Genomic DNA, 26,898 nt, shown 5'->3' on the forward strand with positions numbered 1-26,898 from the left:
CTGTCACGGCCGCCCGCTGGTGAGGGCCGCGCGGGCCTGCGGGCAGGTGTTGCGACGGCACGGCCTGGTTGTTGGAAATGGATGTCGTTTCTCTGTAGTCTGCCGAAATGGGCCGTATGCCGACGACGACGCTCGACTCCGCCCGGTGGCGGGCTGCCTGGGATGAGGTGATGACCGGGTTCGTCCCCGGTTTGTCCGCTCTGGAGGCCGCGATCGCGGTAGCCGCCGACGCCGCGCTGGGTCGCCCGCCGTTCCGGGTGCTCGACCTCGGCGGCGGCCCGGGGGTGGTGGCCGAGCGCATGTCGGCGCGCTGGCCGGAGGCCGCGGTCACGATGGTCGACATCGACCCGGTGCTGCTGGCCCTGGCCCGCGACGGCGTCCCACCGGCCGTGTCGGTGCTGACCGCCGACCTGGGCGAGCCACTCCCGGCGCTCCTTCCGGCGGCAAGCAACGGTTGGTCAGCAGATGCCGGGTCGGCGGCGGCGGGCAGCAACGGTTTGGACGCGACCGGCAGCTGGGCGTCGGGCAATGGCCTGGCGGCGGGCGGTCGCTCGGAGGCGACCCACGGCTCGGCGGCGAGCGACGGCTATGACCTGATTACGGCAGTGATGACCGTCCACTATCTGCGCCCCGAGCGCATCCGCGCCCTCTACCGGCGTTGTCATCAAGTGATGGCCCCCGGCGGCCTGCTGGTGGTGGCCGACCTCATGCCCGACGACGGCCTGCCCTCGTTGATGAGCGCCCTCAACCCCGCGCCGGGGGAGGCGGCCGCTGAGTTGGCCTGGGTTCAGTGGTGGGGTGAGGTGGGTGAGGCGCCGGAGTTCGCGCGGCTCATGGAGCTTCGGGCCGACGTCTTCCGTGATCGGCCGCCGGCCGACTTCGCCGGGTCGGTGGCTTGGCATGGTGCCGCTGTGCGGGCGGCCGGGTTTCGCGAGGCCGGCCTGCTCTGGCGCGACGGCCGGCACGCCGCGTTGGCCGCGGTCGCGTGACGTTTCACGGGAAACTCTGAGTACCGATCACGGCCAGGAGGGCGAGCCGCTCGGCGCTGTCGGTGCCGAGGGCGGGCGTGAACCAGAGGAGGCGTTGCCGGCCGTCCTCGCTGAACAGCGTCAGGCAGTTGACCTCGAGCAGGCCCAGCGCCGGGTGGATGAGGCGTTTGCGGTCGTCGCGCCGGAACGCCACGTCGTGGTCGGCCCACAATTGCGCGAACTCGGGCGACTTCGCGAGCAGCGTGGACACCAGGGTGCGTACGTCGGAATCTCGCGGATCACGGCGGGCGGCGGCCGCTCGCAGGTCGGCGACGAAGGCCCGGGACTGTGCCGGGTGGTCCGCCGGAGGGTAGAGCAGCCGCGCTTCGGGGTCGGTGAACCAGCGGTGCACGAAGCTGGCGTCCGGCCCCTGGTGCACATCGTGCGGGCCGAGCAGGGCGACCGCGAGCGGGTTCTGCACAAGAGTCACGTGCAGGTCGGTGATGACCAGGGCCGGTGTGTCGGTGAGGCGGCCGAGCAGGTCGGCCAGGCCGGGGTGGGTGTGTGCGGCCGGGCCGTTGCGCAGTGGGGCCCGGCCGGCCAGGTGGAACAGGTGGTCGCGTTCGTCTCCGGTGAGCCGCAGGGCCCGGGCCAGCGCGGCCAGCATCTGTTCGGACGGCTGGGAGCCGGCCCCGCGCTCGAGCTCGATGTAGTACTCGACCGAGGCTCCTGCCAGCTGGGCCACCTCGTCGCGGCGGAGCCCGGGCACCCGGCGGCGGGGGCCGGCGGGCAGACCCACGTCGGCGGGCCGGATCCGGTCGCGCCGCGATCGTAGGTAGACGCCCAGCTCCTTGAGGTTCACCAGCCCAGTCTGCCGCCGCCGGGCCGGGTCAGGCAGGGGTTGTCATCCTCTGCCTGACGCGCCCGGCCCGGCGCAGAGTGGGTGTTGTTCATTCATCCCACGAAGGGGACGCCATGCCATTCGCGAACTTCAAGGTGCCGGCCGGAACCATCACGCCCTCGCAGAAGCAGAAAATAGTCGAAACCACCACAGACCTGTACGCCGAGATCTACGGCGAGCGCGCCCGGGCCACGACTGTTGTGCTGGTCGAGGAGGTGCCCGACGGCGGCTGGGGCGTGGCCGGACACGTCCTCACCGCCGCCATGCTCAACGGCGAGTAGTCAGCTGCCGATCGGGCCGCCGTCCAGCCGCCACGTCACCACGACGGCGGGCTTGGCGTAGTCGCCGTCGGGCCAGGTCGAGGCCGGTTTGTCGATAGTGGCCCCGGTGATCTCGCCCGGGTGCTGGACGGCCACGAAGACCGAGCGGTCGTCCGCCGTGATGAACGGGCCGCACGTCTCGGCGCCCGGCGGCACCGTGAGGAACTGCCGCAGGTGCCCGCGTTCCGGGCCTTCGATCGGCGTCGCGAACAGGCCGTCGTTGCTGTCCAGAGCGTTGCCGTCGGTGGCGATCCACAGGTTGCCGGCGCTGTCGAAGGCGACGTTGTCGGGGCACGAGATCGGTGACACGGCGGCCTTGTCGTAGCCCGCGAAATACGTGGCGGGGTCGGCCGGGTCGCCGCACACGATCGGCAGTGACCAGGTGAAGCTGTCGCCCGTGTGATCGCCGCGGTCCTCGACGATCTCCAGGATCTGCCCGTGCCGGTTCGCGCGCCGCGGGTTGGCCTCGTCGGGCCCGGCGTTCGTGCCCACCCCACGGTTGCTGTTGTTGGTCAGGGCGGCATAGATCTTTCCCGTACGCAGGGACGGCTGCACGTCTTCGGGCCGGTCCATCTTGGTCGCCTGAACCGCGTCGCCGGCCAGGCGGGCGAAGGTCAGCACCTCGACCGCCGTCATGCCGGGCACGAACGACCGGTCCCCGGAGACCAGCTTGATCCACTGGCCGGTGCCGTCGAAGGCGCCGTCCGCGGGCAGTTTGCCGGTGCCGTCGATCTCGGCCGCCGGGCTGTCGCCGGTGAGCCGGGCGACGTAGAGGGTGCCCGATTCGAGCAGGGTCAGGTTGTGCCGCCGGTCGCCGGGCCGGTATTTCTTGTCCGAGACGAACTTGTAGAGGTACTCGAAGCGTTCGTCGTCACCCATGTAGGCGGCGACCCGGCCGTCCTTGGCCACGATCACGTTGGCGCCCTCGTGTTTGAAGCGGCCCATCGCCGTGTGCTTGCGCGGGGGCTCGTCGGGCGAGAGCGGGTCGACCTCGACGATCCAGCCGAAGCGGTTGGCCTCGTGGGGGTGCTGGGCCAGGTCGAAACGCTCCTGCGCCCGTTCCCAGCGCCGCGACGGGCTCGGGTAACGGGTCGTTGTCGTGATCCCGTAGCGGCTGAGGCGGGCCTTGTCGGCTGCGGGAACGGCGTCGCCGCCGACGAAGTACTGGTTGAAGTTCTCCTCGCCGGAGAGCACCGTGCCCCACGGGGTGACCCCGCCGGCGCAGTTGTTCAGCGTCCCGATCACGCTGACGCCGCGCGGGTCGGCCGCCGTACGCACCAAGGGTGTCCCGGCCACGGGCCCGTCGAGGCGGAACGGGGTGGCCAGCATCGTGAAGCGCCGGTTGTATTTGCGCCGCCCGCCCGCGGGTCGCCACTGACCGGTGCCGTCGACGCGTTCCAGTTCCACCACCGACATGCCGTGGGCCGCCATCGCGACCTCGATCTGGCCCACGGTCATGGCTTCGAGCGTGGTGAAGCCCGGGAACATCAGCTCCTCGTTGGTGTATTCGTGGTTGGCCACCAGCAACGCGCGGTCGCGGCTGAGCGGCACCACACCGAGGAAGTCGTTGTTGAAGCCGAACTGCCGCACCTGCCGCTGCGCGGTCTGATGGTCGGGATCGAACGCGGGCGCACCGGGAATGATCGGGTCGCCCCAGCGGATCACCACCGCGGAGTCGTAGCCGTTGGGCACGATCAGCGTGTCGAGGGTGTTGGGCGGGATCGGCTTGAAGGTGATCTCGCCGGCCCGGCCGAACCGCTCGGAGGCGGCAGCAGCGGAGGCGGCTGCGGCGGAGGAGGCGGCTGCGGCGGAGGCGGACGTGGCGCCGGCCGGGACCGCCGCGGCCGCTCCTCCCAGCCCGAGAACCAGGGCGCCCGCGCGCATCACCCCGCGCCGGCTCATCGCTGCGGTGACGACGTCGCCGAAGTAGGGGTTGTCCGAGGTGTTCGGAATCGGGTGGTCGCAGGCGTTGCCGCAGCGATACAGGCAGGTCATCGCGTCGCGTGCGCCGCCGCTGTGCCCCAGCAAAGGTAACGGATCAGGCATCGTTGCCTCCTCGACGAAAGTGAACCTCAGGTAAACACAGATCGCACCCTCGATGTTGATAGATCGAAGTGAATGCTGGTCGTGCCAACCGTGAGGTTCCGGACCTTCCGCCAGGGAGGCCGGACGGCGGCCGCACCCGGTGAGTGCGGCCGCCGGAAGGGAATCAGCTGCCGACGGGGCGGCCGTCGAGACGCCACGTGACGACGACGGCCGGCTTGGCGTAGTCGCCGTCGGGCCAGGTCGAGGCGGGCTTCTCCACGCTCGCGCCAGTGATCTCGCCCGGGTGCTGCACCGCGACGAACACCGACTTGTCGTCGGAGGTGATGAACGGGCCGCAGGTCTCGGCGCCCCGCGGCACCGTGAGGAACTGCCGCAGGTGGCCCCGCTCGGAGCCTTCGATCGGCGTCGCGAACAGGCCGTCGTTGGTGCCCAGGGCGTTGCCGTCGGTCGAGATCCACAGGTTCCCGGCGCTGTCGAAGGCGACGTTGTCGGGGCAGGAGATCGGCGAGACGGCCGTCTTGTCGTACCCGCCGAAGTAGGTGTCGGCGGCGGCCGGGTCGCCGCACACGATCGGCAGCGTCCAAGTGAAGGACTCGCCGGTGTGGTCGCCCTTGTCCTCGGTGATCTCGAAGATGTGACCGTGCTTGTTCGCGCTGCGCGGGTTGGCCTCGTCCACGCCCGGGTTGGTGCCGACGGCCCGGTTCGTGTTGTTGGTCATGGCCGCATAGATCTTGCCGGTGAGCAGGGAGGGCTGGACGTCCTCGGGGCGGTCCATCTTGGTGGCCTTGACGGCGTCGCCGGCCTGGCGGGTCCAGGTCAGCACGTCGGCCGCGGTCATGCCGGGCACGAACGACCTGGTGCCGGAAACGAGCTTGATCCACTTACCGGTGCCGTCGAAGGCGCCGTCCGCGGGCAGCTTGCCGGTGCCGTCGATCTCGGCCGCCGGGCTGTCCCCGGTGACCTGGGCGACGTAGAGCGTGCCCGACTCGAGGATGCTCAGGTTGTGCTTGCGGGCGGCGGGCGAGTTGCCCTTCATGATCTTTTTGTCCGACACGAACTTGTAGAGGTAGTCGAAGCGCTCGTCGTCGCCCATGTACGCCACGACGTGCCCGCTCTTGGCCACGATGACGTTGGCGCCCTCGTGCTTGAAGCGGCCCATCGCGGTGTGCTTGCGCGGCGGGGCCTCCGGGTCGAACGGATCGACCTCGACGATCCAGCCGAAGCGGTTGGCCTCGTTGGGGTGCTTGGCCAGGTCGAAACGCTCCTGGGCGCGGTCCCACTTGCGCGAGTCGCTCGGGTAGCGCGCGGTCGTCGAGATGCCGTAGCGAGCCAGCTTCGGCTTGTCGGCCTCGGCCACGGCGTCGCCGCCGACGAAGTACTGGTTGAAGTTCTCCTCGCCGGAGAGCACCGTGCCCCACGGGGTGACGCCACCGGCACAGTTGTTGAGCGTGCCGATGACCCACTGGCCCTTGGGGTCGGCCGCGGTCTTGACGGCCGCGGTGCCGACGACCGGGCCGGTCAGCTTGAACACCGTTTCGAGTGCGGTGATGCGCTTGTTGTAGCGCAGTCGGCGGCCCTGGGCCGGGCGCCACTCACCGGTGCGCCCGACCCGCTCGATCTCGACCACGGAGAGGCCGTGCGCGGCCATCGCGACCTTGATCTGCTCCACGGTCAGCGCGTCCAGGGTGGTGAAGCCCGGGAACATCAGGTTCTCGTTGGTGTATTCGTGGTTGACCACGAGCAGCGCCCGGTTGTCCTCGAACGGCAGCACGCCGACGAAGTCGTTGTTGTAGCCGAACTGCTGCGACTGCCGCTTGGCGGTCTGCCGGCCCAGGTCGAACTCGGGGGCGCCGGGGACGACGGGGTCGCCCCAGCGGATCACGACCGACGAGTCGTAGCCGTTGGGCACGACGAAGGTGTCCAGGGTGTTCGGCGGGATCGCCTTGAAGGACAGCTTGCCCGCCTTGCCGCCGCCGGTTTGCGGTGCGCCGCCGAGGGGAGCGCTGGGCACTGCGGCGGATGCCGGGACCGCCGCGGCCGCCGAGGCGCCGCTCAGACCGAGAACGAGAGCACCGGCCGCACCGGCGCGCATGACGCCGCGCCGGCTCATCGAAGCGTTGACGACGTCGCCGAGGTAGGCGTTGTCCGACTCGTTGGGCACGGGGTGGTCACACGCGTTGCCACAGCGGTAAAGGCAAGTCATCGCGTCGCGGGAACCGCCGCTGTGTCCGAGCAGCGGTAGCAGGCGGCGAGAGAGCTCAGGCATGCTTCTCCTCATTTCAGGGTTGCCCGCACGCTAGGAGAGCAGATTGGCGCGGCCCTCGCCCTGAGGTGAACAAAATCTGAACGAAGACGTCGACACCGGCGGATGTTCCCGGACCGCCGTGTCGGATTCGGCCGCCGTCCACCTGACGCGGGTACACCGGGCGCATGGACTTTTCCATCGAGCGCGACACCGACCGGGCCGGAAAGACGACGTATCTTCTGCTCGGCGGCGATTTCGACCGGTCGGCGCACCGCGATCTGCGGCGGGCGCTGAAAGAGGCGTTCTCGCGCGCCAGGCAGGGTCGAGTGGTGCTCGACATGGCCCGGGTCGACGAGTTGAGCAGCGAATGCGTCGAGGTGCTGCTCACCGGTTACACGCACGCGCTGCGCGGCGGGCACGGCTACGAGGTCACCAACGCCCGCGGGCACGTGCGCCTGCTCCTCGAGGCGACCGGGCTCTGCCCGCGCCGGGAGGACGACACCCTGTACGCCCCCGTGTGGCTAACCGGCGACGTGGCCGACGCCGTCTGAACTTCGCGTGAACTTGGCTGCGAGCTGGTCAGCGGGCTGCGGCCGGGCGAGGTGATACCCCTGAAGGAGGTCGGCCCCGGCGGCGGCGAGCGCGGCCGCGGTCGGCTCGTCCTCCACACCTTCGGCCACGACGGTCAGATCGAGCGCGCGTGCGATGGCGATCACCGAGTCGATGATGGTCGCCCGGGCGGGTGAATCGTGCATGCGGACCACGAACGACCGGTCGATCTTCAGCTCGTCGATCGGCAGCTCGGGCAGCAGGCCGAGCGAGGTGTAGCCGGTGCCGAAGTCGTCGATCGCCACCCTGATGCCGGCCGCGCGGATCTCGGCCAGCCGGGCCGCGGCCTCGTCGGGCCGGGTCAGCACGGCGGTCTCGGTGATCTCGACGGTGAGCAGCCGGGCGGGCAGCCGCTCCAGGCGCAGCAGGGTCAGGATCGTCGGCACGGCGCGATCCTGGGCGAGGTAGGCGGCCGACAGGTTCACCGACACGGGCACGTCGTGACCCGCGCGATGCCAGACCGCGGCCTGATGCACGGCTTCGGCGAACACCCAGTCGGTGAGTTCCAGGATGACGTCGGAGCGTTCGGCGTCGGGCAGGAAGACGCCCGGCGGCAACATCCCCCGCTGCGGGTGCTGCCAGCGCACCAGCGCCTCGGCGCCGTGGATCTTGCGGCTGCCCGCGCTGTAGAGCGGCTGATAGTGCAGACGCAGGTGCCCGGCCCGGATCCCGGTCCGCAGTTCGGTGAGCTGACGCAGGTCGGCGCGGTGCGTCGTGATGTTCTCGGCAGTCCAGAGCACCACGCCCGTACGGTCGCGTTTGGCGCTGCGCAGCGCGTCAGTGGCGTGGCGCAGCACGACGGCCAGGTCGCGGTGGTCCGCCGGCGACACCCCGACGCTGGTCTCCACGCTGACCGGGATGCCGTTCACCGTGTACGGCCCCCGCAGCGCGTCGGTGAGCCGGCGCGCGATGGTGGTCAGCCCTTCGGCCGGTCCCGGCACGGCCAGCAGCACGACGAACTGGTCGCCTTCCAGCCGGGCCACCAGGTCCTCGGCCCGGCAGGCGGCGCGCAACCGGGCCCCCACCCGCTGCAGCAGCACGTCGGCCCCCTGGGTGCCGAGCATGTCGTTGGCCTCGGAGAACCGGTCCAGCCCGAGGTGCAGCACCGCCGTCAGCAAGCCGTCCTCCAGCCGTTCCCGGCCCGCCGCCAGCGCCGCCGAGCGGTTGGGCAGGCCGGTCAGCTGGTCGGCCCGGGCCAGCCGGGCGTATCGGCCGGCCATCGCGGTGAGCAGGCCGAGCGCCGGCGCGATGCCGCAGCGGCCGTCGGGCCAGCGCACCACGACGGGCTCGTCGAGCGCGTCGCCGGGGCGGGCCAGCGCGGCCTGGGCGGCCAGGTCGATGTCGGTGTCGGAGGGCAGCGTGAGGGTGCCGGGGCGATCCACGCCGACGACGGTGAGCGCTGACGACAGGCCGTGGCGGGCGGCGTCGGCCCGCCCGACCCGGGCCCGGCTGAGCACCTGATGCCCCTCGGGCGACGCGATCAGGACGCCGGGCAGCAGCGGCTCGGCGCGGAGCAGCTCGGCGATCTCGGCGAACCTGGTCGAGTCGGGCAGCACGTCGACCGGCACACCGATCTCGCCGAGCTTGCGCGGGAGCCGTACGGCGGTCCGTACGAGGGGCCCGTCGCTCATGCCCGGGCCAGGTCGAAGCAAGCGCCCTCGACCACCCGCCGTCCACCGGCTTCGCTGGGGCGCAGGCGCAGCCAGAGCCGGCGGACAGCGGTGCCCTCCGGCGTGCACTCGAGCTCGCCAGTCGCGCCGCCCAGAGCCGCCCGCACGGCCGCGGCCAGCCGGTCGTGGTCGGCCCGGCCGAGCACCCTGCGAAAGGCCCCGAGCAGGTCGCTGGTGGGATCGCCGGTGCCCAGGACGGGCCGCGGGTCACCGAAGGAGGCGGTCAGCAGCGGGGCGCCGCTCGCTCCCGCGATCGCGGTGAAGCGGTAGACGGCCAGGCGGCGGGTCAGGTCGTCGAGGTCGCGGCGGCCGGCCTCCAGGGCCAGCTCGGTGCGGCGTTCAGTGGTGCGGTCGAGCAGCATGCCGTCCCACACCGTGCTGCCGTCGCCCAGCCGGAACGGCCGGCCGACGCCGCTGATCCAGCGCCGCTCGCCGTTGCGGAGGTTGAGGGTGCCCTCCCACCGCCACGGTTCGAGCGTGAGCATGGAGTCGGCGACCGAGGTCTCGTACGCCTTCCGGTCCTCGTCGCTGACGAGATCGACGATCAGGTCGGCGTCGTCCAGGAGCTGCTGCGGTTCGTAGCCGCAGATCTCCCGGGAGCCCTCGGAGACGAACGCGAACGAGCGGGCCCCGTCGAGGTCGATCCGGAACTGGAACAGCATGCCGGGCACGTTGTTGACGGTCGACCGGAAGCGGCGTTCGGTCTCGCTCAGGGCGGCCTCGGCGCGCCGGCGGTCGGTGTCGTCGATGCCGATCGAGCAGACCCCGTAGAGCGAGCCGTCCGGGTCGGTCAGCGGGAAGCGGGTCACGACGTACTGCCGGATCTCGTCGCCGAACGGCAGTTCCTCCAGCGCGGTGACCGCCTCGCCGTGCTCGATCGCCTGTTCGTCGTGCCGCCGCCCGGCCGCGGCCACGATCTCGGGCATCACCTCGGCGTCGCGGTGGCCCACCAGGTCGGCCGCGGTCACCTGGAACACGCGCTCGTACTCGGCGTTGACGAACAGGTACTGCCCCTCGAGATCCTTGGCCGAGATCATCGCCGAGGTGTGCTCGAGGATCGCGTCGACCAGCGTGGTGCTGCGCTGCAGCTCCTGTTGCGCCTGGTCGTGGTCGGTCTCGTCGGAGAGGAAGGCGCAGAACCCGTCGGGCAGCGGATTGATGGTCAGCCCGACCTGGCGAACGGAACCGTCCCGGTGGCGGGCCGGCACCTTGACCCGCATGCCGGGCCAGAAATCGTCATTGACCAGCCGCCGGGCGAACGCGGCGGCGTGCGCGGAGCGCAGTTGCTCCGGGACCAGAGTGTCGGCCAGCGGGCGGCCGAGGGCCTCGTCGCGGGACCAGCCGAACAGGCGCTCGGCGGCCGGGTTCCACGCGCGGATGAGCCCGCAGCGGTCGACCTCGACGAACGCCAGCGAGGTGGCGTGGAGCGCGCCGGCCACGATCGGGACTTCAGCCTGCACTTCGTCTTGATCGGCCGCTGGAGCGATGTGCTGAGCGTTAGCCGCGGTTCGGGCCGGCCGAACCGGCTCGGACGAGCCCCGTTTCGTAGGCGAAGACCACGGCCTGCACCCGGTCGCGCAGTCCCAGCTTCATCAGCACCCGGGCCACGTGGGACTTGACCGTGGCCTCGCCGACCGTCAGCGCGGCCGCGATCTCCGCGTTCGACAGGCCCCGGGCCACCAGCCGCAGCACCTCGGCCTCGCGTGGGGTCAGTTCGCCCAGCTCAGCGGGCGGCCGCGGGCCGGGCTGCCCGGCGAAGGCGGCGATGACCCGGGTGGTGACGGCCGGATCGAGCAGCGCCTCCCCGGCCGCGACGACCCGGATGGCGGTGATCAGGTGCTCCGGCGACGAAACTTTGAGCAGGAAGCCGCTGGCCCCGGCCCGCAGCGCCCGGTACAGGTTCTCGTCGGTGTCGAAGGTCGTCAGCATGATCACCCGCGGCGGGTGCGGCGAGCCCAGCAGCGTGCTCGTGGCGGCCAGCCCGTCCTGCCGGGGCATCGCGATGTCCATCAGCACGACGTCGGGCCGGACCCGGCGGGCCAGCGCGACCGCCTCGATCCCGTCGCCCGCTTCGCCCACGACTGCGATGTCCGGCTCGGTCTCGATCACCATCCGCAGACCGGCCCGGACCATCCGCTGGTCGTCGGCGATCACGACGGAGATGCTCACGCGGCCGCCGTCATCGGCAGGGGCAACCGGGCCCGTACGGCGAAACCGCCCTCAGCGCGCGGCTGAGCCGTCAACTCGCCGCCGAACAGGGCGGCCCGTTCCCGCATGCCGATCAGCCCCTGGCCGCCGTCGTTCACCGCGGCCGGCCCGCCGTCGTTGATCACCTGCAGGCGCAGCCCGCCGGGGTGGAAACCGACGGTGACGGTGGCCTCGGCCGGGCCCGCGTGGCGCAACACGTTGGTCAAAGCCTCCTGCACGATCCGGTACGCCGAGACGTCGATCGCGGGCGGCAACGGCACCGGGTCGCCCTCACGGTGCACGGTGACCCGCAACCCGGCCTCGCGGACCTGCGCGATCAAGTCGTCGAGCCGGTCCAGCCCGACCGGAAGCTGCGCGCGGTCGGCGTCCTCCCCGCGCAGCAGCCCGAGCGTACGGCGCAGCTCACCGACCGCGTCCCGCCCGGAGGACTCGATCGTGCGCAGCAACTCGCGGTCGACCGGCAGGCCCGCGTCGAGCCGTCGGCGCACCACCCCGGCCTGGATCACCATCACGGTCACGCTGTGCGCCACCATGTCGTGCAGCTCGCGGGCGATGCGCACCCGTTCCTCCATGACCGCCTCGCGGGCGTGCTGCTCGCGGATGGCGGCCCGGGCCGAGGCGGCGTCGGCCGTGCGGCGGGCCTGGACCGAGAGCGCGACCCCCAACACGTACGGCGCGACCGGGAAGAACACCGCGGCCATGGGGTCGCCCGGGTCGCTGATCAGGTAGACGACGAAGGTGAGGGCGACCAGGCCGGCCCCGATCAGGCCGCGCCTGCTCTCGCGCGCCGGCGGCACGCAGCGCCCGACCGTATAGATGATGATCATCGCGCCGACCAGCTGCCACAGCCGGAAGTTGACCGTCTGCTCGCCCGCGATCACGGCCGGGCGGTAGAACAACGGCAGCGGCTCGACGACGTGCGGCGCCATCGCGAGCAGCGGAACGAAACGGCGTACCAGCACCAGGGCGGCCGAGACGGCCAGCGCGAACGGCCACCACCGGCCCGGCATGCCGATGAGAAATTCCTCGGCCAGCGCGAACAACACGAAGCCGCCGGTCAGCGCCAAGTCCGTGGGTCGCAACCGCATGAGCTGAATCTAGGGCTCGCGGGCGCGGGCCGAACCCGCCTCGAGGATGACGACGTCTCCGCCGCGCGGGGGAGACGGATTCATTCCGCGTACGGGTTACCGCGCGGCCCGGCGTTCCTAGTTTGGCCTGTCATGACTATGTGGCGTAAGGCAACGGCGTCCGGCCTGGTGCTGGCGCCGATCGCGCTGGCGGTGTCGACAGGCATCGATCCGGCGCTGGGTGAGGATCAGGGGTACGGGATCTATCGGCAGCATCCGGACGCGACGCAGTGGCACTCGCTGCTGCTGCACTGGGCGTGGGTGCTCTACGTGCCCGGCCTGCTGGGGTTGCTCGCGCTGGTGCGCCGGCGAGGCTTCGCCCCGGCCGTGGTGGCCTGGGTGGCGACGGTGCTCGGGCTGGTGACGTTCTCGGCGTTGATGGCGGCCGACTTCGGGCTGCTCGCGCTGGAACAGCAGCCCGGCCTCACCGACGCGCAACTGGCCGCGTACGACGACCGGATCGGCGCCATGGGCTGGGCCGCAGCGGGGTGGCAGATCCCGGGGATCGCCGGCTGGGCCCTCGCCCTGCTGGTCACGCCGCTGGCTCTGCTCCGGGCGCGGGTGATCGGCTGGTGGACCGCGGGGCTGTTCCTGGCCGGGGCCGTGCTCTACCTGCTGTTCGCGATCTCCCCGGTGCCGCTGAACCTGACCGGGCCGGTCGTGCTGGTGGTGGCGGGTGTCCTGGCCGCGCGTTCCGTGCTGAGCCATGTGCCCCCGCCGGAGGAGCCGGACCGGTTCGGCGCTTTCCGGCGTACGGCGGGAATGGTTTGTCTCGTCGCGGCGCCGCTCTCGTTCGCGGCGGGGATGGCGACGGTGCCGCCGCGGTGGACTCAGGCCAGCGCGTTCTTCCTGCATCTGGCCTGGGTGCTGTTCGTGCCGGCGGTGCTCACGGTGGCCGAGCGGGGTGGACGGTTCACCCGGGTCGTGTCGGGACTGGCGGTGCTCGGCCTGATCAACTTCAGCGCGCTGATGTTCGGCGACTACCTGGACCTGGCCGCGCGGCAGGCCCTGGGCGACGCGGTGGCCGACCGGGCCCAGGAGCTGACCGGCGGATATGCCACCTTCTCGCTCGGCTGGGTGCTGCCCGGGATGGTGCTGACGTTCCTCGGGCTGATCCTGGTCGCGGTCGGGGCGGCGGTCGACGGGCTGGTGCGCTGGTGGGTGCCGGTTCTGGTCGGGGCCGGGTTCGCCGGGTTCTTCGTGCTCGGGCTGGGTCCGATCGGGGTGGTCGGTCCACTGGTTCTCCTCGCCGGTTTCGGGCTGATGGCGGCGGCCCTGCGGCGTACGGCGGCGCCTGTGGTGGTTTGACCGTCACGGTCCGCGGAGGGAGGGCCCGGGGGCGGTACGGTCGGGGGAACACCGACCCCCGCCCCCGGAGTCCGCCGCGATGACGAGCCCCGATCCCGCCTCGAACCCGCTGTCGAAGCTCGCCACCGCGGGCGAGCGTCTCGGGTGGATCTTCAATGACCGCAACCAGTTCCGGCGCCCGTTCGACGAGTCGCCCCCGCAGCGGGCGCCCATCGACCCCGAACTGCACGATCGTCTCGGCCGGGCCGAGCGCGGACGGGTCCGGCGCGTGCTGATCGCGCTCGGCGGCGGTGTCGGCCTGGCCGTGCTGATCGGCTGCTGCGGCGGCATCCTGACCCGCGACAACGCCGGCGCCCAGGCGCTCGTGTGGTTCATGACCGGGCTGCTGTTCCTGGGCGGCACGGCGGGCGCGATCCTGGCCGGCATCTGGCCCGCGCTGGCCCGCAGGTCCATCGCCGAGGCCGAGGAGAAGGCCGAGGCGGCCCACGCGGTGGAACACTCCTCGTGGGACAGCCGGCGCCAGTGGCACGACCAGCAGCAACAGAACCTTGTGGACGAGATGCCGGAATGGTCGGCCGCCACCCCGTCGCCGGGCACCCGGCGGATCGACATCGTGGGCGGGACCACGTACGGGTGGGAAGCGGTTTTGACCGTCTTCGGCGGATCGTTGCTGGCCACTCGGGGCCGTCTGGTGCTGGCCGACTTCACCGGCGAGGCGCTGGCGGGCGAGCTGATGCAGCTGGCCGAGACGACCGGGCGGTCCGTGCGGGAGGTGGCGCTGCCGGCGCAGCTGGCCGAGTTCGATCTCGTGGCCGGGCTGGAACCGGCCGAGCTGGTCGACGGGCTGGTCGAAGCCATGTACGGCGATGTGCCGGGTGGGGGGAACCGGGCCGAGCGGTCGCAGGATGCTTTGTACCTGAACCAGGTCGCTTCCGTGCTCGCGCCGAACGTGACGATGCGGCGGCTGCTGGCGGCACTGCGCCCCGGCCATGTCGGACTGGCGCCCGACGAGGCCGAGCGCCTTGCCGCGTTCCGTGCGGAGGATGCACGCGTACGGCGGATCGAGGCCTTCCTGCAGCCGCTGGAGGCGATGGGCAGCGCGCCCGCCACCACCGCCCCGGCCGACCTGACCTGCCTGATCGCCGAGGGCGGCACCGGCCGGGCCCAGCACGAGCTGCTCAAAGATCTGATGGTGCAGTGGCTGAGCCATCAGGTGCGCCGCGAGTCGGCGCCGATCGGGTCGCTGCTGCTGCTCGGCGCCGACGAGATCGACCACCGGGCGCTGGAACGGCTGAGCACGCTGTGCGAGCGCCGCGGCATCCGGCTCGTGCTGTTCTTCCAGCACCTGCGGGCCGAGACGCTGCGGACGATCGGCGGCGGCGAGGTGGCGCTGATGCGGCTGGGCAACCATCAGGAGGCGGCGCAGGCGGCCGAGTTCGTGGGCCGCGGGCACAAGTTCGTGCTGAGCCGGCTGACCCGCTCGCTCGGCGGCGAGGAGACGCACACGGTCGCCGACATGGAGGGCGGCTCCGAGACCAAGGGCGGCACCAAGGGCGAACGCGCCTCGCGGCACGGTCTGCGCCGCTACACCAGCACCAACTGGAGCAAGACGCGCAACTGGAGCCAGACCGAGTCGACCGCCAACGGCACCAATTGGAGCAATGCGACGTCGGAGGAGCGCGTCTACGAGTACGTGGTGGAGCCGCGCGCCCTGCAGGACCTCCCCGAATACGCGATGGTGCTGGTCAAGAGCGGTTCCGTGGTACAGGCGGTCGAGGTCGACCCGGCCATCGTGACGTTGCCGCGCGTCTCCATGGACCCGCTCGGCGCCCCGGCGCCCCCGCAGCTGCCCCCGGCGCAGTGGGGCACGATCAGCGACGCGCCGGACCGGTCGACTCGCGGACTATCAGCTCAGTAGCCAGTTCCACGTGCAGCGCGTCCAGCCGGTGATGGTCGAGCAGGCGGATCAGCAGGCCCACAGCGATCCGGCCCATCTCGGCCAGCGGCTGGCGCACGGTGGTCAGCGCCGGGCGGGTGGCCTGGGCCAGGTCGATGTCGTCGAAACCGCCGATCGACAGGTCCTCGGGCACCCGCAGGCCGAGCTGGGCCGCCGCGGCCATGGCGCCCGAGGCCACCTTGTCGTTGAAGGCGACCAGCGCGGTCGGCCGGTCCTCGGCCGAGAGCAGCTGCCGGGCCGCCTCGAAGCCGAATCGGACGGTGGGCTCGCCGGGAATCGCCAGCCGCGGGTCGAGCAGCATGCCCGCGTCGGCCAGCGCCGAGACGTGGCCGGCGCGGCGAGCCGAGCTGGCCAGCCAGTTGTCCGGCCCGGCGAGCAGCCCGATCCGGCGGTGCCCGAGTTCGGTCAGGTGGGCCGTGAGGCTGCGGGAACCCGCGAAGTGGGCCGCTGACACGGCGGCGATGTCGCGTGGCACGGTTTCACGGGGGTCGACGATGACGAACGGGAAGCCGCTCGACTGCAGCGCCATCAGTTCCTCGCCCGGTTCGGGTGGCAGCACCACGATCGCGCCGCCGATGCCGGGCCGGCCGGCCAGCGTCGGCAGCACCGGAGCCTGCTGGGCGGCCTCGCCCGCGTTCAGCACGAGCTGACGACCGTGCAGGTCGAGCGTCTCGGCAATCGACGACACGATCAGTCCGAAGTAGTCGGTCAGCACGTACGGGCAGCGCAGGAACACCGCGCCGGTGCGGGGCGGCCGCCGCCGCGGCCCGCGCCCGCCCAGCTCGTCGATGGCCTGTTGCACCAGCTCACGGGTGCCGGGCGAGACGTGTTCCTGGTCGTTGAGCACCCGCGAGACCGTCGCGATGGAAACGCCGGCATGGGACGCGATGTCGCGGACGGTCGGTCCGTGTTTCATCACCGAAGCATAAACATTGACAATCTTCGAGGTGGAAGCGTTGTCTGTATGTATCAGAAATGTTTCAGCTTGTTACATGGGAGAGGCCCGTGACACGCTTCGGAACTGCCCTCGTTGTTGCGCTGCTCCTCGCGCCTGCCCCTGCGGCAGCGTCGTCCACGAGCGCTCGCGTCTGGATCACTACGCCCGACGGCACCCAGCTCCTGACCGCCGGTCGAAGTGTCGCCTTCAGCGGCTCGGGGTCGGGCAAACCGACCATTGTTGTTGACCCGCACCGTCGGTTTCAGACGATCGCCGGGTTCGGCGCCTCGATCACCGACTCGTCGGCGGCGGTGCTCCACCGGCTGGCGCCGAGCGCCCGCACCGCGGCGATGGAGTCGCTGTTCCGCGACGACAAGCTGAGCTACCTGCGTCAGCCCATCGGCGCCTCCGACTTCGTCGACGAGCCGGCTTACACGTACGACGACGTGCCCGCGGGGCAGACGGACTACGGGCTGCGGCACTTCAGCGTCGAGCACGACCGGGCCCAGATCCTGCCGCTGCTGCGCCAGGCCCGCCGGCTCAACCCCGAACTGCGCGTCATGGGCACCCCATGGAGCCCGCCGGCCTGGATGAAGACCAACCAGTCGCTGATCGGGGGCCGGCTGATCGACTCCCCGGCGATCTACCGCGCGTACGCCGCCTACCTGGTGAAGTTCGTGCAGGCGTACCGGAAGGAAGGGGTGCCGATCGACGCGCTCACCCTGCAGAACGAGCCGCAGAACCGCACGCCCGCGGGCTATCCCGGCATGGACCTGCCCTCGTGGCAGGCGGCCGAGGTGATCGAGCGGCTGGGCCCGATGCTGCGCGCCGCCGGTGAGCGCACCAAGATCTTGGGGTACGACCACAACTGGTCGACGCACCCGAACGACGCCGCGAACACCCCGCCCGACTCGGTGGCCGATATCAACCACTATCCGCAGGAGCTGCTGTCGAGTCGGGCCGCGCGGTGGGTCGACGGCACTGCGTACCACTGCTACTACGGCGATCCGAGCGCGATGACGGCGCTGCACAACGAGTTCCCGCGTACGGACGTCTACTTCACGGAGTGCTCGGGCAGCCAGTCGAGCGACCCGGCCGGCACGTTCTCGGACACGCTCAAATGGCACGCCCGCAATCTGATCATCGGCAACACCCGGAACTGGGCCAAGACGGTGATCAACTGGAACCTCGCGCTGGACGAGAACAACGGCCCGCACAACGGGGGTTGCGGCACCTGCACCGGCGTGCTGACCGTGAAGCAGGACGGCACGGTGACCCGCAACGCCGAGTTCTACACGCTCGGGCACGTGGCCCGGTTCGTGCGGCCGGGAGCCGTACGGGTGGCCAGCACCTCGTTCGGGACGACCGGGTGGAACGGGCGGATCATGGACGTCGCCTTCGTCAACCCCGACGGCAGCACGGTGCTGGTCGCGCACAACGAGAACGACGATCCGCAGGCGTTCGCGGTGCAGTACGGCGGGCGGACCTTCGAGTACACGCTGCCGGGCGGGGCGTTGGCCACGTTCGTCTGGCGTGGACACTCCACCGATCGGCCCCTCGCGCCCACGGGGTGGACCGCCACCGCGAACCCGCCCGCCGACGCGGGGCTGGCCGTGGACGACGATGCCTCCACCCGCTGGACAACCGGGGTGGGGCAGGCGGCAGGGCAGCATCTGCAGATCGATTTCGGACGGGTGCAGCCGGTTCGCCGGGTCGTCTTCGATACCGGGGCTGACGTGGGCGACTATCCGCGGGAGTTCACGGTGACTGCTTCGGTGGACGGGTCTCGGTGGCTTCGCGTTCCCGCCGCGCAGAGTGGGCAATTCGTTCAGGCCGCGCTGTCGCGAGTGCGATTTGTGCGAATTGAGCTCAGCGCGGGGGCGCCGGGCAACTGGTGGTCGGTCGCGGACGTCAGGGCCTACCGCTGAGCTGATAGAACCGGCTCGGGTCCCCGGCCAGCGACGCCTTCACGTGGGCGCTCCACTCGTCGGCCACGACTTCGAGCCGGTTCTCCTCGATCCCGTCCAGCGCGGCCCGGACGATGAGCGCCGGGTCCACTTTGTCCCCGTCGTAGTCGGCCGACATGTCGGTGTCCGCGGCGCCGAGATGCAAGCCGGTCACGAGCGTGCCCTGAGAATCCAGTTCCAGGCGTACGCCGTTGGTCAGGTTCCACTCGGCCGCCTTGGCCACCCCGTACGCATTGGTCCCCGCGTAGTTGAACCATGACATCGCGGACAAAACGTTCAGGATCGCGCCCCCGCCCAGCTGCGGTGCGAACGCGCGGATCATGCGCAGTGTGCCCCAGAAATGCGTGTCCAGTTCGAGCCGGATCAGATCGAGGTCGCCGGTCACAAGGTCCGCGCCGGTCTTCAGGCCCGCGTTGTTGACCTGCAGGTTGACGTCGGTGGCGACCTCCGCCGCGGCGACGATCGAGGCCGGGTCGGTGATGTCCAGGCGCAGCGTCTGCACGCCCGGAATGTCGATCAGCTCCGGCCGGCGAGCGGTCGCATAGACCTTGGCCGCGCCGCGCTCCAGAAGCTGCTGGGTGAAATGCCGTCCGAGCCCGCGGTTGGCCCCGGTGACCAGGGCAATAGCGCCGTGAATGTGCATACCGGCTACGCTAAAACCTGACGTTGACGTCAGAGGCAACTCTTGCGATGGGGGTCACCATGCGTATCGGTGAATTGGCCGAGCAAGCCGGCGTGAGCGTCCGCGCGCTGCGCTACTACGAGGAGCAGGGCCTGCTCACGGCCGAACGCAGCGGCAGCGGGCAACGCCACTATGCCGGGGCCGCGGTCGACCGGGTGCGGCTCATCCAGTTGCTCTACTCAGCCGGGCTGACCAGCCGGACCATCGCCGACCTGCTGCCCTGTGTCGACGCCAACGTCAGCACCCCGGAATCGCGGGCCCGCCTGGCCGCCGAACGCGACCGCATCAACACCCAGATCCAGGAGCTGATCAAGACCCGCGACCGGCTGGACGCGGTGATCGAGCTCTCGACCGCGCCGGAAAGCAATTGCCTGGTGGTTCCGTCCGAGCGAGTGGAGCTAGCACAAGCGGTGTCGTAGCGCCGGGAATTGCGACATCGTCCCCACGTCGGGCGCTTCCGGGGCAAACGGCGTTTTGTCGGCTTTAGGCCGGTTTAGCGTGGGCCTCGATGATTGAGACATCCACCGTCGGGTTGCGAACCGCTGCGCCGGCAGCAGCAGGCCAAGCCGGGCGGTTCCGGCCCGACATCGAGGGCCTGCGCGCCGTAGCGGTCGTCCTCGTGGTGCTGTTCCACGCCGGCGTCCCCGGTGTCGGCGGTGGCTACATCGGTGTCGACGTCTTCTTCGTCATCTCCGGCTTCCTGATCACCTCGCTGATGATGCGCGAGGTGCGCGAGACCGGCGGCCTGTCGCTGATCGACTTCTACGCCCGCCGGGCCCGCCGGATCCTCCCCGCGGCCGCGCTCGTGCTGGTCACCACGCTGCTCGCGAGTTATCACTGGCTCGGCTTCCTGCGCGGCGACGAGATCGCCGAGGACGTCGCGTGGTCGGCCCTGTTCGCGGCGAACTTCCGGTTCGGCGAGGCGGGTGTCGACTACCTCGCGTCGCAGGACGCGGCGTCCCCGGTGCAGCACTTCTGGTCGCTGGCCGTCGAGGAGCAGTTCTACTTCGTCTGGCCGGCCGCGATCGTCCTGCTGATCTGGCTCGGTTTTCGCTGGGCCATCGGTTACTGGCTGACCGCCGCGGTGGCCGCTTCGCTGGCCTACTCGATGTGGCTGGGCGGCACCTGGTCGTACTTCTCCCCGGCCACCCGCGCCTGGGAGCTGGGGGCCGGCTGCCTGCTGGCCCTGATCGCGCACCGGCTCGACCGCATCCCGCACCGGATCGCGACCGCCATGGCCGGAGTCGGGCTTTCCCTGATCGTGATCGCCGCGTTCACCTTCGACGAGACAACCCCGTTTCCCTCGTACGCGGCGGGGCTGCCCGTGATCGCGACGGTGCTGGTGCTGGCCGGCCGGGGGGACTCGGTGCTCGGCCGATGGCCCCTGGTCTGGCTGGGCCGGTTGTCGTACTCGTTCTACCTGTGGCACTGGCCCGTGCTGATCGGCGCCGAGCAGGCGTACGAGGGAACTCTCACCGCGGGCACCCGGGCGCTGCTCGTCCTGGGGTCGCTGGGGCTTGCCGTCGTGACGTACTTCGGCCTGGAAAACCCCATCCGGCGCAACGTTCACCTGCGCCGCTCACAGGTGCTGACCTTGTCCTTGGCCGCCTGGCTGATCGTCACGCCGCTGGCGGTCGTGCGGTGGAAGACCTCCACGTCGCCCGCGGCCGATCCGGGCCCGAGCGCCGAATATCAACCCCGACTAGGAGCGCCGGCGCATGCGGAGCGTTGAACTCACCCGTACGTTCCGGCTCTCGCTGCTCGTGGCGGTGCTCTCGGTGCTGGCCGGGTGTGCCGCCGCCGTGCCACCGCCCCCGCGCGTCGCCGAGAAACCGCCCGCGCCCAAGGTCGGGCTGGCCACGGTGCTGGCCGCCGTGGCCAAGGCGCCGAGCCTGCGTACGCTGCCCGCCGACCTCACGCCTTCGCTGTCGACCAGCGGCGACGACGTCGGCTTCGACAACGAGCGGTGCGAAGCGGGGCCCAAAGCCGACCGGATCGACGCGTGCGTCTTCGGCGACCGGGCCGCGGCCACCGATGTTGTGCTCTACGGCGACTCGCACGCCGGGATGTGGCTGCCCGCGATGGCCGAGATCGCCGAACGTCTGCACTGGCGCCTGCAGTTCTACGGCAAACCGGGCTGTCCGGCGGTGCAGCTGACCGTCTGGAACCAGCAGGAGCAGCGCCCGTTCGGCGAGTGCGACCGGTTCCGGGACTACGTGACGGGGCAGGTCGCGGTCAACCGGCCGGAGCTGGTGATCGTGACGAACGAGAGCTTCTCGCAGAAACGTGATCGAGGGCGGCTGATCACGGCCGCCGAATGGTCCACCGGCCTCACCCAGACCCTGCGCACGCTGCGGCGCTCGGCCGGGCACGTGATCGTGCTGGGCAACACCCCGGTGCTCGACGCAAGCGCGCCGGAATGTCTGGCCGCCCATCAGAGCGACATCGCGGCGTGCTCGACCCCGCGCGCGGTGGCCACCGCCCGTACGTGGAACGCCGCCGACCGGGAAGCGGCGGCGGCGACCGGCTCGGGCTACGTCTCGGTGCTGCCGTGGCTGTGCACCACCACGTGCCCCGCGGTGATCGGCAACGTCACCGTCTACCGCAACCGGTTCCACCTGAGCGCGACATACGCGCGCATGCTGAACGGCGTTCTCGAGGAAGCGCTGCTGAAGCACTTCCCCTCGAACGCCGCTCCCTAGAACTGTTTCAGCGGCGGCGACGTCGGAGCAGCGTGACCGCCGCCGCGACCGCCAGCGCGGCGGCGCCGGCCACGACCAGCGGCACGGGGCGGCGTTCCCGCACGATGCCGTCGGCGTGGTCCTTGGTCACCGCTGCGTGCTCCGCGACCCGGGACGCCGTCTCGGCCGTCGACTGCTTGACGTGTGCGAGGCTGCCCGCCGCCGCTTGCTTCTTCTCGGCGGCGACGACCTTCACCTGCGCGGTCTTTTCCGCCGCGGCCTCTTTGACCTGGGCCGTCTTCTCCGCGGCGGCCTCTTTGACCTGGGCCGTCTTCTCCGCGGCGGCCTCTTTGACCTGGGCCGTCTTCTCGGCCGCGGCCTCCTTGAGCTGCGCGGTCTTGTCCGCGGCGGCCTGCTTCTTCTCGGCCACCGCATTCTTCACCTGGGCCTTGACGTCGGCCTTGGCCGCCAGGGCGGACGCCGTCTCGGCGAGCTCGGCCCGGGTCTCGGCGATGTCCTCACGCACTTCGTCGCGCGACCTGGTGTCACTCATGAGTGCCGTCCCTCCTTGAAGGCCGTCTTCACGGCCTCCACGTCACGCTTGCCGCTCTCCATCGCCTCGATCGGCTCCGGCGGCACCGCCTGCTTCACCTGCTTCTTGCCGATGAGCGCAGCGATCCCGGCCACGGCGAAAAGCACAACTGTCACGATCAGCGCGGCCGCCCAAACGGGCAGCACCAGGGCCAACAGGGCGCCGATCGTCACGAACAGGGCGCCGACGCCGTAGAGGGCGATAACGCCGGCCCCGCCGAGCAGCCCGGCGCCGGTGCCCGCGCGCTTGCCCTTCTCGACCATCTCCATCCGGGCCAGCGTCAACTCGTCCCGGACCAGCGTCGACACCTGTTCGCTCAACTGGTTGACCAACTGGCCGACCGGTTGCTGCTCGGTGTGCGTCGTCATCAGTGAGCTCCCTTCGTCTGCAGCTCACTTACCCCTCACCGACGCTGATAACCGCAGCTCAGCGGCTCAAGACCCGATCTCACTCACCTGGGCGAAGGGCCGGTCGTTGTGCCAGGTGGCGTGAATGATGAAGCTGTGGCCGGTCTCGTTGAAGTAGACGGCCAGGTTGTCCGGGGTGTCCTGCACCTTCTGCACCTGCCACCCGTCGGCCGGGGTCGCGGTCACCAGCTGCACCACCGCGTCCGAGGTCATCCGGATGACCGCCTGCCCGCCCTCGACCCGGAACGACCGCACGTACGTCCGTTTGCCGTCGGCGGCGGTGGTGACCGTCCAGCCGTCCTCGGTCGTGGTGGGCGGGGCCGGGTTGGTGACAGGCGGTTTGGGCGCGGTGGTGGTCGGCCGCGGCGGCGTGGTGGTGGTCGAACGGGTCTGCGTCGGGCGGGGCCTGGTGGCGGTGCCGCGGCCGGGCGTCGGCGTGGTGCTCGCCGGGGCCGGGGTCGTCGCGCTGGGCAGCGGCACGGGGAATTCGCTCGCATCGGAGGCGGGCAGCTGCGCCAGCGCCCTGTCCTCGGGCGCGTTGGTGCGCAGCACCGGCAGCAGAGCTACCGAGGCCAGCACAATGCTTGTCGCGGTGGCGGCCAGCCACCCCGCGATCGGCGTCCACCGTGAAGATCGCACGAAGACATCGTCTCATCTGCCCCTATGGTGTACGCCATGGCAATGATCCTGCTGGTCGAGGACGACCGCATCATCACGGCGGCGTTGTCCCGCGCGCTGACCGATGCCGGTCATGTCGTACGGCCGGTGGGCCGGGCCGCCGAGGCTCTCAAGATCGTCACCGATGAGCGTCCGGACCTCGTCATCCTCGACCTCGGGCTGCCCGACATCGACGGCACCGACGCGCTGCGGATGATGCGCTCGGTGTCCGACGTGCCGGTCATCGTGGCCACCGCCCGGCGCTCCGAGGCCGACATCATCAGCCTGCTCAGCGCGGGCGCCGACGACTACGTGACGAAGCCGTTCTCGGGTGGGCACATCCTGGCCCGCATCTCGGCGGTGCTGCGGCGTTCCCGCGCCACGACCACCGAGGCGCCCAGCGCGATCACCGTGGGCGAACTGGTGATCAGCCCGCGTCAGCGCCGGGCCGAGCTGCGGGGCGAGCCGCTGCAGCTGACCCGGCGCGAGTTCGACGTGCTGGCCTACCTGGCCGAACGGGTGGGCCAGGTGATCAGCCGGCGCGAGCTGATGAACGAGGTGTGGAACCAGGCCCGCATCGGCGAGGAACAGACCATCGACGTGCACATTTCGTGGCTGCGCCGCAAGCTCGGCGAGACCGCGGCCCAGCCGCGCTTCCTGCACACCGTACGGGGGGTCGGGATCATGATGGTCGATCCGCGATGAGGTGGGCGCTCAACCGGCTCGCCCTCGCGATCACGTCGATGGTCGCGCTCGCGTTCCTGGTGCCGCTGGCCGTGGCCACCCGGCAGATCGCCCACGACCGGGCCGTCAGCGACGCCCGTCAACAAGCCACATCACTGGTCACCGTGCTGGGCGTCGACGCCGACCCCACCCTGCTGACCAACGCGGTGGCCAGCACGACCGCGGGCAGCGAAGGCCGGCTCGCCGTGCACCTGCCCGACTTCGCCGCGATCGGGGTCTCGCACACCTCCGAGGCCCAGATCACGATCGCCGCCCAGGACCGCCGCTCGGCCCTGGCCCCCGTCGACGGCGGCGTCGTCTACCTGCAGCCGACCGTGCTCACCGACGGCCGTACGGTGATCGTCGAAGTTTTCGTGCCCGACGGCGAACTGACCCGTGGGGTGTGGGCGGCCTGGTTCGTGCTCGGCGGGCTCGCGATCGGCCTGGTCGCGGGATCGATCGTGTTCGCCGACCGGCTCGGCAGCCGGCTCGTGCGGGCCACCCGCGAACTGTCCGCCTCGGCCCGCCGCCTCGGCGCCGGCGAACTCACCACCAGGGTCGAGCCGGACGGGCCGCGCGAACTGCGGGACGCGGCGTACGCGTTCAACACGATGGCCGACGACCTGAGCAGCCTGCTCGAACGTGAGCGGGAACTGGCGGCCGACCTGTCCCACCGGCTGCGCACACCGCTGACCGCGCTGCGGCTGGACGCCGAGGCGATGCCGCCCGGCCCGATCGGCGAACGCATGCGTCAAGCCTGCGACCTGCTCGACGAGGAGCTTGAGGCGATCATCAAGGGCGCCCGCCTCGGGGTGGCCGCCCGGGGCAAGGAACAGACCGACCTGGTCGAGGTGCTGGCCGACCGGCTCGCCTTCTGGTCGGTGCTGGCCGAAGATCAGGAACGGCCCTGGCAGGTCGTCGGCGGTGACGAACCGGTGCTGCTGCCGATCCCGCGCAGCGAACTGATCGGCGTGGTCGACGCGATGCTGGGCAACGTCTTCTCGCACACCCCCGAACGGGTCGCGTTCCGGGTCAGCGTCTCCGCCGCGGGCCTGCTCGTCGACGACGCCGGCCCCGGCATCGCCGACCCCGCCAAGGCCGTGCAGCGCGGGGTCAGCGGGGCCGGGTCGACCGGGCTGGGCCTCGACATCGTGCGCCGCGCGGCCGAACAGGCAGGCGGTGAGATGGTGATCGCCCGCAGCCCGCTCGGCGGCGCCCGCGTCGGGATCTATCTGCAGACGCCGGCCCGGCCCCGCCGGAGCCGGCGCCCAGTTTCATGATTGTTTTCGGGGCCTTTAAGGCTCCGTTATGGAAACTCTCCGTAGCTTCTCCGCCGTAACTGCCGCAACGAGACAGTACGGAGTGAGCCGACATGCGCAGGAAGATCGCCTACCCCCTGGTCGCCCTGGGATTCACCGCGGGCACAACCCTGGGAGTCGTCTCACCGGCGTCGGCCCACGGGTACGTGTCGTCGCCGCCGAGCCGTCAGGCGCTGTGCGCGTCCGGCGCCGTCGCCAACTGCGGGCAGATCCAGTTCGAGCCGCAGAGCGTCGAAGGCCCCAAAGGCTTGAAGTCGTGTGACGGCGGCGTCGCCGGGTTCTCCGCGCTGGCCGACGAATCGCGCAACTGGCCGGCCAAGGCGGTCGGCTCCACGGTGGACTTCAGCTGGGTGCTCACGGCCCGCCACCGCACCTCGACGTGGGAATACTTCATCGGCGGGACGCGGGTCGCCTCGATCAACGACGGCGGCGCGCAGCCGGCCGCGGTCGTCAACCACAAGATCGACCTGAGCAAGTTCCCGGGCCGCCAGAAAGTGCTGGCCGTGTGGAACATCGCCGACACCGGCAACGCCTTCTACAACTGCGTCGACCTGAACGTGGGCGGCGGCTCCACCGGCGGCGGCAACACCCCGACCCAGCCTCCGGCGCAGCCCCCGGCCACCACCCCGCCGACCAAGGCCCCGACGAACCCGCCCACCAACCCGCCCACGAAGGCGCCCACGACTGCGCCGACAGCCCCGCCGGCCGCCGGTGGCACCTGGGCCGCGGGCACGGCCTACAAGACCGGTGACGTGGTGACCTTCAACGGCAAGAAGTTCCAGTGCCGCCAGTCGCACACCGCGCTGAACAGCTGGGAGCCGTCGGTCTACACCCTCGCCCTGTGGCTCCCGCTGTGAAGCGCCGCCTGATCGCCGCCGCCCTGCTCGCGCCGTTCCTGCTCGGGGCCTGCGGCACCGCCCGCGACGCCGCCGACCCGGCCCCCACCGGCAAAGCCACCGTCGCGACCGAGGCCGTCGCCGAAATCAAAGCCGGTGACGACTTCAACGACACCGACGTGATGTTCCTGCAGATGATGGCCTTCCACCAGAAGCAAGGACTGGAGATGACCACGACCGCGGTCAAACGGGCGAAGAACCCCGAGCTGAAGGTCATGGCACAAGCCATCCAGGCCACCGAGAAGGACGAGCTCGCGATGATCCAGTCGTGGCTCTCCGACTGGGGCAAAAGCACCGTGGCCGACGAGGCCCCCAGCCTGCACGCCGACCACGGCGGCCTGCCCGGCACCGGAGCCGCCGAAATCAAGGCGCTGACCACGGTCAAGGCATCCTCGTTCGACACGGCGTTCCTCAACCTCTTCCTCGCCCACCAGCACCAGGCGATGGAGATGACGAAAATCGAGAAGACCGGCGGCAAGAACGAAGAAACCAAGAAGTACGCCGAACGGGTGCAACAGTCCCGTCAGGGCGAGATCCAGCAGATGCTCAAGCTGATGAACGGCTAGAAGCGTCGAACGCCGAAAAGGGCAGCCTGGCGGGGCTGCCCTTTTCGGCGTTTTCACGGCGCTTCGCCGTGATTGATGTGCTTCCGTAATGGGGTGTATGACCTCATTTGCC

At 70.8% G+C, this 26,898-nt stretch carries 25 protein-coding genes; 13 read left to right on the top strand and 12 right to left on the bottom strand.

Going from position 1 to position 26,898, the window contains the following annotated elements:
- Positions 1-107 precede the first annotated feature (107 nt).
- Complete coding sequence (locus tag BKA14_RS32115) at positions 108-989, top strand: class I SAM-dependent methyltransferase (RefSeq protein WP_239093184.1); 882 nt, start codon at positions 108-110, stop codon at positions 987-989.
- Between the two features lie 4 nt (positions 990-993).
- Here BKA14_RS32115 and BKA14_RS32120 read toward each other — a convergent pair whose 3' ends face one another.
- Entirely contained in the window at positions 994-1,830 is an 837-nt protein-coding gene (locus BKA14_RS32120; protein WP_184954524.1) for an MmyB family transcriptional regulator, read from the bottom strand.
- A gap of 113 nt (positions 1,831-1,943) precedes the next feature.
- Here BKA14_RS32120 and BKA14_RS32125 point away from each other — a divergent pair, with 113 nt between their 5' ends.
- Positions 1,944-2,150 (top strand): 4-oxalocrotonate tautomerase family protein, encoded by a 207-nt coding sequence (locus BKA14_RS32125; protein ID WP_184954526.1) that lies wholly within the window; start codon positions 1,944-1,946, stop codon positions 2,148-2,150.
- On the opposite strand, the gene BKA14_RS32130 is transcribed toward BKA14_RS32125, so the two are convergent.
- Both BKA14_RS32130 and BKA14_RS32135 read right to left on the bottom strand, forming a co-directional pair.
- Entirely contained in the window at positions 2,151-4,235 is a 2,085-nt protein-coding gene (locus BKA14_RS32130; protein WP_184954528.1) for a PhoX family protein, read from the bottom strand. It abuts the gene before it with no gap.
- Between the two features lie 163 nt (positions 4,236-4,398).
- A complete protein-coding gene (locus BKA14_RS32135) occupies positions 4,399-6,501 on the bottom strand; it encodes a PhoX family protein (protein ID WP_184954529.1) in 2,103 nt (700 codons plus the stop codon).
- A gap of 164 nt (positions 6,502-6,665) precedes the next feature.
- Between BKA14_RS32135 and BKA14_RS32140 the strand changes: the two genes are divergently transcribed.
- Positions 6,666-7,031, top strand: a complete 366-nt coding sequence (locus BKA14_RS32140; protein WP_184954531.1) for an STAS domain-containing protein — start codon at positions 6,666-6,668, stop codon at positions 7,029-7,031.
- On the opposite strand, the gene BKA14_RS32145 is transcribed toward BKA14_RS32140, so the two are convergent.
- The 4 genes from BKA14_RS32145 to BKA14_RS32160 are packed head-to-tail and all read right to left on the bottom strand — an operon-like array spanning position 7,002 to position 12,055.
- Positions 7,002-8,720, bottom strand: coding sequence for a putative bifunctional diguanylate cyclase/phosphodiesterase (locus BKA14_RS32145; RefSeq protein ID WP_184954533.1), 1,719 nt, complete (start codon positions 8,718-8,720; stop codon positions 7,002-7,004). The genes BKA14_RS32140 and BKA14_RS32145 overlap by 30 nt on opposite strands.
- Positions 8,717-10,219 (bottom strand): PAS domain S-box protein, encoded by a 1,503-nt coding sequence (locus BKA14_RS32150; RefSeq protein WP_184954534.1) that lies wholly within the window; start codon positions 10,217-10,219, stop codon positions 8,717-8,719. Before BKA14_RS32150 ends, BKA14_RS32145 begins: the two co-directional genes overlap by 4 nt.
- A gap of 37 nt (positions 10,220-10,256) precedes the next feature.
- The gene (locus BKA14_RS32155) at positions 10,257-10,928 is read right to left on the bottom strand and encodes a response regulator (protein WP_184954535.1); all 672 of its coding nucleotides are present in this window, start codon (positions 10,926-10,928) and stop codon (positions 10,257-10,259) included.
- Positions 10,925-12,055 (bottom strand): sensor histidine kinase, encoded by a 1,131-nt coding sequence (locus BKA14_RS32160; RefSeq protein ID WP_184954537.1) that lies wholly within the window; start codon positions 12,053-12,055, stop codon positions 10,925-10,927. The genes BKA14_RS32155 and BKA14_RS32160 overlap by 4 nt, the downstream gene beginning before the upstream one ends.
- Before the next feature lie 132 nt (positions 12,056-12,187).
- Between BKA14_RS32160 and BKA14_RS32165 the strand changes: the two genes are divergently transcribed.
- Both BKA14_RS32165 and BKA14_RS32170 read left to right on the top strand, forming a co-directional pair.
- Positions 12,188-13,402 carry a hypothetical protein gene (locus tag BKA14_RS32165; protein WP_184954539.1) on the top strand — a complete coding sequence of 405 codons (1,215 nt, stop codon included), beginning with the start codon at positions 12,188-12,190 and terminating at the stop codon, positions 13,400-13,402.
- A gap of 79 nt (positions 13,403-13,481) precedes the next feature.
- Positions 13,482-15,320, top strand: coding sequence for a hypothetical protein (locus BKA14_RS32170; RefSeq protein WP_184954541.1), 1,839 nt, complete (start codon positions 13,482-13,484; stop codon positions 15,318-15,320).
- Here the strand turns inward: BKA14_RS32170 and BKA14_RS32175 are convergent.
- Positions 15,274-16,275 carry a LacI family DNA-binding transcriptional regulator gene (locus tag BKA14_RS32175; protein ID WP_184954543.1) on the bottom strand — a complete coding sequence of 334 codons (1,002 nt, stop codon included), beginning with the start codon at positions 16,273-16,275 and terminating at the stop codon, positions 15,274-15,276. The two genes, BKA14_RS32170 and BKA14_RS32175, sit on opposite strands and share 47 nt — an antisense overlap.
- Before the next feature lie 89 nt (positions 16,276-16,364).
- On the opposite strand from BKA14_RS32175, the gene BKA14_RS32180 reads away from it, so the two are divergent.
- Positions 16,365-18,224 carry a glycoside hydrolase family 30 beta sandwich domain-containing protein gene (locus tag BKA14_RS32180; RefSeq protein WP_203722515.1) on the top strand — a complete coding sequence of 620 codons (1,860 nt, stop codon included), beginning with the start codon at positions 16,365-16,367 and terminating at the stop codon, positions 18,222-18,224.
- Here BKA14_RS32180 and BKA14_RS32185 read toward each other — a convergent pair.
- The gene (locus BKA14_RS32185; protein ID WP_184954546.1) at positions 18,208-18,906 is read right to left on the bottom strand and encodes an SDR family oxidoreductase; all 699 of its coding nucleotides are present in this window, start codon (positions 18,904-18,906) and stop codon (positions 18,208-18,210) included. The two genes, BKA14_RS32180 and BKA14_RS32185, sit on opposite strands and share 17 nt — an antisense overlap.
- A gap of 59 nt (positions 18,907-18,965) precedes the next feature.
- Between BKA14_RS32185 and BKA14_RS32190 the strand changes: the two genes are divergently transcribed.
- The 3 genes from BKA14_RS32190 (at position 18,966) to BKA14_RS32200 (ending at position 21,647) form a co-directional block, all read left to right on the top strand.
- Positions 18,966-19,364, top strand: coding sequence for a MerR family transcriptional regulator (locus BKA14_RS32190; RefSeq protein WP_184954547.1), 399 nt, complete (start codon positions 18,966-18,968; stop codon positions 19,362-19,364).
- Positions 19,365-19,453: 89 nt separating this feature from the next.
- Complete coding sequence (locus tag BKA14_RS32195) at positions 19,454-20,677, top strand: acyltransferase family protein (protein ID WP_184954549.1); 1,224 nt, start codon at positions 19,454-19,456, stop codon at positions 20,675-20,677.
- Positions 20,664-21,647: an SGNH hydrolase domain-containing protein gene (locus BKA14_RS32200; protein WP_184954550.1), complete on the top strand. Its 984-nt coding sequence runs from the start codon at positions 20,664-20,666 to the stop codon at positions 21,645-21,647. The genes BKA14_RS32195 and BKA14_RS32200 overlap by 14 nt, the downstream gene beginning before the upstream one ends.
- Positions 21,648-21,654: 7 nt before the next feature.
- Here BKA14_RS32200 and BKA14_RS32205 read toward each other — a convergent pair whose 3' ends face one another.
- From BKA14_RS32205 to BKA14_RS32215, 3 genes are all read right to left on the bottom strand, one after another.
- Complete coding sequence (locus BKA14_RS32205; RefSeq protein WP_184954551.1) at positions 21,655-22,179, bottom strand: DUF3618 domain-containing protein; 525 nt, start codon at positions 22,177-22,179, stop codon at positions 21,655-21,657.
- Positions 22,176-22,586, bottom strand: a complete 411-nt coding sequence (locus BKA14_RS32210; RefSeq protein ID WP_184954552.1) for a phage holin family protein — start codon at positions 22,584-22,586, stop codon at positions 22,176-22,178. The genes BKA14_RS32205 and BKA14_RS32210 overlap by 4 nt, the downstream gene beginning before the upstream one ends.
- Before the next feature lie 66 nt (positions 22,587-22,652).
- Complete coding sequence (locus BKA14_RS32215; protein WP_184954553.1) at positions 22,653-23,264, bottom strand: DNA mismatch repair protein MutL; 612 nt, start codon at positions 23,262-23,264, stop codon at positions 22,653-22,655.
- Between the two features lie 36 nt (positions 23,265-23,300).
- Here BKA14_RS32215 and BKA14_RS32220 point away from each other — a divergent pair, with 36 nt between their 5' ends.
- From BKA14_RS32220 to BKA14_RS32235, 4 genes are all read left to right on the top strand, one after another.
- Complete coding sequence (locus tag BKA14_RS32220) at positions 23,301-23,987, top strand: response regulator transcription factor (RefSeq protein ID WP_184954554.1); 687 nt, start codon at positions 23,301-23,303, stop codon at positions 23,985-23,987.
- The gene (locus tag BKA14_RS32225) at positions 23,984-25,285 is read left to right on the top strand and encodes a HAMP domain-containing protein (RefSeq protein WP_184954555.1); all 1,302 of its coding nucleotides are present in this window, start codon (positions 23,984-23,986) and stop codon (positions 25,283-25,285) included. The genes BKA14_RS32220 and BKA14_RS32225 overlap by 4 nt, the downstream gene beginning before the upstream one ends.
- A 92-nt stretch (positions 25,286-25,377) precedes the next feature.
- A complete protein-coding gene (locus BKA14_RS32230) occupies positions 25,378-26,181 on the top strand; it encodes a lytic polysaccharide monooxygenase (RefSeq protein ID WP_184954556.1) in 804 nt (267 codons plus the stop codon).
- A complete protein-coding gene (locus BKA14_RS32235) occupies positions 26,166-26,786 on the top strand; it encodes a DUF305 domain-containing protein (RefSeq protein ID WP_239093187.1) in 621 nt (206 codons plus the stop codon). The genes BKA14_RS32230 and BKA14_RS32235 overlap by 16 nt, the downstream gene beginning before the upstream one ends.
- The last annotated feature ends 112 nt before the right edge of the window (positions 26,787-26,898 follow it).

The organism is Paractinoplanes abujensis, assembly GCF_014204895.1.
In the GTDB taxonomy this organism is placed as follows: domain Bacteria; phylum Actinomycetota; class Actinomycetes; order Mycobacteriales; family Micromonosporaceae; genus Actinoplanes; species Actinoplanes abujensis.